Annotated in this window: 6 protein-coding genes; 4 read left to right on the forward strand and 2 right to left on the reverse strand. The window is 69.7% G+C overall.

Annotation, left to right across the window (positions count from 1 at the left end):
- Positions 1-28: 28 nt before the first annotated feature.
- Entirely contained in the window at positions 29-1,774 is a 1,746-nt protein-coding gene (locus BSB02_RS38960; RefSeq protein WP_143591755.1) for a sensor histidine kinase, read from the reverse strand.
- Between the two features lie 12 nt (positions 1,775-1,786).
- Positions 1,787-2,434, reverse strand: coding sequence for a hypothetical protein (locus BSB02_RS38965; protein WP_084966032.1), 648 nt, complete (start codon positions 2,432-2,434; stop codon positions 1,787-1,789).
- Between the two features lie 832 nt (positions 2,435-3,266).
- On the opposite strand from BSB02_RS38965, the gene BSB02_RS38970 reads away from it, so the two are divergent.
- The 4 genes from BSB02_RS38970 to BSB02_RS38985 all read left to right on the forward strand — a co-directional run.
- Complete coding sequence (locus BSB02_RS38970; protein WP_084966033.1) at positions 3,267-3,554, forward strand: hypothetical protein; 288 nt, start codon at positions 3,267-3,269, stop codon at positions 3,552-3,554.
- A 38-nt stretch (positions 3,555-3,592) separates the two neighbouring features.
- Positions 3,593-4,045: a DUF6294 family protein gene (locus BSB02_RS38975; RefSeq protein WP_143591757.1), complete on the forward strand. Its 453-nt coding sequence runs from the start codon at positions 3,593-3,595 to the stop codon at positions 4,043-4,045.
- Between the two features lie 253 nt (positions 4,046-4,298).
- The gene (locus tag BSB02_RS38980; protein ID WP_084966035.1) at positions 4,299-4,658 is read left to right on the forward strand and encodes an ester cyclase; all 360 of its coding nucleotides are present in this window, start codon (positions 4,299-4,301) and stop codon (positions 4,656-4,658) included.
- A gap of 219 nt (positions 4,659-4,877) precedes the next feature.
- Positions 4,878-6,029: P-loop NTPase family protein (locus BSB02_RS38985; RefSeq protein WP_158088880.1), on the forward strand; the 1,152-nt coding region annotated here is incomplete at its 3' end.

Raw genomic sequence — 6,029 nt, forward strand, 5'->3', positions numbered from 1 at the left:
CGTTCTGCTTGACAGCCCACAGCCTCTCTTAACTACCCGGCATTGCCGTTAAGCCCGCCTGCTCGGCGGTGTCTCGCAGGTGCTTCAGCGCGCCGATGAGGCCGAGCTCGTCCAGGACGGGCGGGCGCAGCAGCCGGGCCAGGCGGCGTACCTCCTCCAGTGTCTGGCCGCTCTGCTCCTTCAGCGCGTCCAGCAGCTCGCCGGCGGCAGCCGGATCGGTGGCCATGACGGCACGTGCGGCGTCAACCGTGAGGGCGATGCCGCTGAGTGCGGGGCCGAGCGAGTCGTGCAGGTCGCGGCGCAGCCGGCGCCGCTCCTCCTCCCGTGCCAGGACGAGCTGCTCGCGGGCCTTTTGCAGATCTGCGGCGAGGCGGTGGATGCGCAGCGACTCCAGGGCGCCGTGCAGGGCGGCGCCGGAGTGTCCCGCGAGGTCGGACAGCAGCAGGCGGTCCCTGCTTGACAGGGTGTCGCCCGGGGTGCCGACGATCAGTGTGCCGAGCGCCTCGCCGCGGTGGCTGACCGGGAAACTCTCGGTGGGTCCCGCCCGCCTGCCGGTGCTCGCGACGATCTCCCCTGCCAGCTCGAGCGCGGCGTACGGGGTCTTGATCGTGCGCTTGACCGTCTCCACGATGGCCGGGGCGATCTCCTCCGGCTGGACGACGCCGCTGAGCTGCCGGGCGAGTCCGGACAGGGCGAGGTAGGGGTCGCCGCGCTCGCCGTACATCAGCCTGTTGACCTGTCGCTGGACGCGGTCGCGCAGCGGGCTGAAGACGAGCGCCACGGCGGCTGCGGCGGCGACCGGCAGCACGCCCGCCGCTCCCTCGGTCCACAGCGCGCCGATGCCGCCGACCACCGCCGCGTAGGCCGCGACCACGAAGGCGGTCAGGACGCCGTAGACCAGCGCCCGGTTGAGCCAGACATCCAGGTCGAACAGCCGGTGGCGGAGTACGGCGATCGCCACCGCGGCGGGGATCAGCGACATGATCACGGCTGTGGCCACAGCGATGATCACGAACGCGATCAGTCCGCGCGGGCTGGCCTCGCCGTACAGCGCGCCCAGCGGGGTCACGTTCAGCGTCAGCGCGAAGGCGAACCACAGGCCGACGGCCATCATCAACCACTTGGCCTGCTGCTTCTCGACCGGTCCCGACACCCGCACGTAGCGGTACACCTGGGCGGCCACGCAGGTGCCGACCAGCACCAGCGTGACGGCGACGTCGACCTCCGGCGAGCCGGCGACCTGAGCCAGCCCCAGCAGGAGATAGCAGGCCCACCCCCCAGCCAGCCAGCGGCTCCAACCGGGCACGAACCGGCCGTCGGGGAAGACGTAGGCGATCGGGAACAACGCGATCCAGGCCAGTCCCTGCACGGTGCGGGCCACGGCGTCGAGCTCGGGATACAGCGCCGCCATGACCAGCGGCGTCTCGCTGCCGGCTGTGGCGAACAGCACCAGCGCGAAGCCCAGATACAACCGGAACCACGAGGTCTCCCGCCGCACTACCAGCGCCGCCGCGGTCACGCTCGCCGCCGTGACGATCAGGCCGGGAAGCGCCACGAGCGCCGCCCACGACTCAGCGGGGATGCCCCAGCCTTCGAGCACCAGGCGGCCCTGGGGCGTGGACCACGGCGCGAACTCGATCTCCGGCAGTTGGGCCGCGTTGACGATCCAGACCCCTAGCCCGATGGCGTACAGGGCGAGCAGGAGGCAGATCAGGGCGACGGCGACAGCGCGGCCGACGCGCAACGCGTCGGCCGCAAGGCGCCTGCCATTCAAGGTACAGCCCCTTTACTCGGTGCGGCCGCGCCAGGCAAGCCAGGCGATTGCCACCAGAGTCGCCATGAAGACCGCGTGGAGCACATCGTAGACGATCCCCGCTCCACCGGCGATCATCGCGATCTGGCTCAGCGGCACCGCCGCCGCCAGCCACCTGGGCACCGCGCGAGACCGCCACAAAGCGGCCCCGAGCACGATAAAGCCCAGGACCGACAGCAGGAATCCGATCGCCTGGATACCGAAGACCTGCCCGGACGCGGACTGGAAGTAGGCGAACAGCGCCTGCCCGCCGGACGCGTCCGCCGTCAGGTACCAATCAACGGCGCCGATGGCAAAGAAGCCGGCGCAGAACAGCACCCCGGCCAGACCGGTGAGCACCGCACCGATCGTCGCCAGGGCAGCACCCTTGTGCCGGATGAGCACACAGGCGACGAGCCCCGCGGTGAGCTGGACGACGGCCGTGCTGACCCCTCCGAGCAGGCTGAACAGCCATACCGCATCGCGCTCGGCCCGCACGGCGGCGTAGGTGCCGAAGTCGAGCGCCGGGATCGGCCGCAGCAGGAGGTTGGCCGCGGCCGTGACGGCCCCGACGGCCAGGAGTACGGCCAAGACGGCGGTCCGGCTCGACAGGGCGGTTCGTGAGGAGGCGAGGGTTTCCATTGGAGCTTCTCCCTTGTTTCGGTGGAAGCCCCCAGCGTCGTGTTCCCGCCGTCCCTGCCTCCAGAGGCCACATGTCCTGCCCGGTTCAGGGACCTCATGTCCCGGAAAGGACCTCTGGCCCCTGCCTGGGATCGGACATGTGGCCTCTGGGATCAAGGGCGCCGGGAACGTGAATCTGAGAGCGCCCGCCGGAAGGCGGCCCTTGTCCTGGAAGGAACGTCTCATGCGCACAGCCCGCCCGACCGCCTCTGATGCTCACCGTGTCCGGGACGATGCCGAGAGCGAGCCGCTTGCACCGCACCGGCAGCGTGAAGACCCCGCCCAGGCCGCGATACCGCCGCCCGGCCGAGTGCTCGTTCCCCCGCGCGGGGAACCTGCCGGGGGCGTCCACCCGATGGTGGAACGGCGGAGCCGGCCGCTCGGCCGCTGCCCGCGACACCACCTTCGTCGCACGCTTGCTGACGTCGGCCTTGCGGATTGCTCACTGTTCCGCTCGCCGGCGGCCCCGTCGCCGATCGCTCGAAAGGCAAGCCATGCCCGTGACCTCTCACGGCTCCTTCGGCTCCCAGGCGCGTTCTCACCCCGCAGTTCGCCGTCGTCGCCGGCGGCCTGGTCCGCGCGATGGGCGCGGCGGCCTCCATCTCCAGTTGCGTCCTGCTGTCCGATCTCAGCGGCCGCGAGGCCGTCCGCAGCCCGCTCTGCGTCACCGCCAACGTGCTGATCGCCATCGGGTTCCTCACGGTCGCCCTCGCCCTGCCCGCGCCGGCTGGCCCGCTGGGCCACCGTCACCGTCGGCCTCGGCTGCGCGTTCCTCGCCGCGGTCGCGTGGGCGATGGCGACCGTGGGCGCCGACTTCGCGGGTACGGTCACCGACGCCCAGTGGGACAGCCCCGGCCTGCCGGCCTACCTCGGCCTGGTCCCCAAGACGTTGCTGTGCGCAGTCGGCTTCGCCGCCATCGCCGTCGCCGGCTGGCACCGCCGGAGCATCCGCGGGGGAGCGGGCGTCCTGCTCGTGCTCGCCGCGCTCGTCGCGGTGCTGCTGATGCCGCATCAGCCCACCGCTCTGCTTGGCGGCCTTGCCCTGGCCTGGGCCGCGAGGAGCCCTGCCAAGCCCGTCTGATCCCACCAAGCACACCACCACGGAAAGGAATGTCCACCATGTCCCTCACAGCAGTACGCGGCGCCATCGCCGCCGTGGCTACGGTCGCCCTCCTCACGGGTCTGGCACTGTCCGCCCCCGGAACCGCCCAGGCCACAACCGCTGAAACGGTCAAGAGCTTCACGTGGAACAGGCCCATGAACGCGGGTGACTGCACGATGTTCGAAGGCGCCCGCTGGACACTTCACCGCGACGGCAGGGCGTACTTCGACGGCACGGTCACCAGCAGTGACGACAACGACGCCTGGCTGATGTGGGCGCGTCTCAAGGACCAGAACGGCGCGGTGCTGGGTTCCATCGTCAATAACGCCAATCAGAGCCCCACCGACCGGACGAAGTTCGTCAAGAACCTGCCCAGTCACACCCAGCGGTACCGCTGGTTCGCGTCGGGCTGGTTCAACCCTGCCCTGTTCGATCTCATCAAGGGCATGTCACTGGCCAAGCACTGCTGACCGCTGCATCGCGCCCGCCATGGGGCAGGATGCCGTGAGCCGCACCCTGCCCCATCTTCACCCACGCCCGATCGGGTCGAAGTGGACGGTTAACGTAGCGACAGGCAGCAGCGCGCCGTCGTACAGCTGTCGTCTGCCCATCGGCGGCCGGCCAAATCCCCGCGTTTCCCTTGACTGTCACGCCATCAGACATCCGGAGAGGTTCATGGCAGATCCCACCGCCACCAGGCTGGCCCATCGCTTCGTGGAATAGCTGCGCACCGGCGACGGCGCGATCGTCGAGGAGATCTTCTCTCCCAACCATCATGATCACGTCAGTGGCTGGCGAGGCCGCGACATTTACCGCACGGCGCGGCGGTGGATCGAAGGTACGGTCGCCGATGTCCGGCTGGACACCCATGCCATCATGAGCGAGGGCGACCGTGTCATGATCTGGGTCACCCTGCACGGCCGCCACGTCGGCAATGCCTTCCCATTCCTTGCCGGGCGGCCTGTGACCGGTCGGCATCTGGACGCCGAGGCCGTTCATATCTTCCGAATCAGCGACGGCTTGCTCACCGAACACTGGGCAGTCCGCAATGACCTGGCCCTGATCCGACAGATCGACAGCTGACCCCAAGCCTCTGCGACGCGTCACCCGGGGCTACAGGAGAGCGCAGACGCGAGGCAGAGAACAAGAGCACCGGACGGGGCTGGCGGGCCCGCGGTACACGGACCTCGGCAAGCCGCAGAGCACGGTCACCCCTGCATCGCCGGCCACTCTCTCGCACGACAACCCATACGAGAACATGATGCCTTGCGGAGCGCATCGTGAGCGACTGGGATGGATCTCATGACCGATCTCGCGCGTTCGGCCCAGGACATCGTGAAGCGGCGGCAGCGAGCGACTTTCGTGGGCCGGGCAGGCGAGCTGGCCTTCTTCCGCGAGAACTTGGACCTCCCGCCGGGCGACGAACGGCGGATGTTGCTGTTCAACATCCACGGTGACGGGGGCGTGGGCAAGTCGTTCCTGCTCGATCGGCTGGAGGAGGTGGCCAGGGAGCGGGGATGTCTGACGGCTCGCACCGACGAGTCCGTTTACACCGTCACAGAGGCCATGGCGGAGATCGCCGAACAACTTGACGGGCAGGGAGCGCGGCTGAAGCGGTTCGCCAAGGCACATGCCGCCTATCTCAAGAGCGCCCAGCAGGCGGACCCGAGCGCCGTAGAGGGTGAGGGGGCGGCCGACGTGGTCACCAAGACCGCGACCGAGCTGGCGACCGGCGTGGCGGACGTGGTATTCCCCGGCGCCGGAGCGGTCACCAGGGCGATCGGTCCGGATCGGGTCAACCAGATGCGGGTCGCGGTGGCCGGTAAGCTGCGCCGCCGCAACGATCTGTGTACGGCGGCGCCCGAGCGGGTGCTCACTCCCACCTTCCTGGAGGGCTTGCGCGATCTCCGGACGCCGGTGGTGCTGTTCTTCGACACCTACGAGCGCACGGGTGAGTACCTGGACGGGTGGCTGCGGGCGATCCTGGAAGGTCACTACGGCGATGCGCCGGAAGACCTGGTGATCGTTGTCGCCGGCCGCGAGCCGCTCGACTCTCAGCGCTGGTCGTCGTATCTGGACCTGATAGCCGATCTCGCGCTCACCCGCTTCACCGAGTTCGAGGCGCGCAAGCTGCTGGCCCGCAAGTCCATTCTGGACGAGGCTGTCATCGCGGAGATTCTGGCCGTCTCCGGCGGGCTGCCGCTTGCGGTCGCCACCCTGGCCGGGCAGCGACCGGCGACGCCCGAGGCGATCCGTGATCCGGCGGCCGGCCTGGTCGACCGGTTCCTGCAGTGGGAGCAGGATCCCGCCAAGCGCGAGCTGGCCGTGACCGCTGCGCTTCCCCGCCAGCTCGACGAGGACGTGGTGGCCGTGCTGGCCGGCGACGGCGACGCCGGGGACCTGTACGAGTGGCTACCAAAATGCGGGCCAGTGCTCCGGCCTTCAGGCCGGGGG

The organism is Thermoactinospora rubra, assembly GCF_002093975.1.
GTDB classification, from domain to species: domain Bacteria; phylum Actinomycetota; class Actinomycetes; order Streptosporangiales; family Streptosporangiaceae; genus Nonomuraea; species Nonomuraea rubra_A.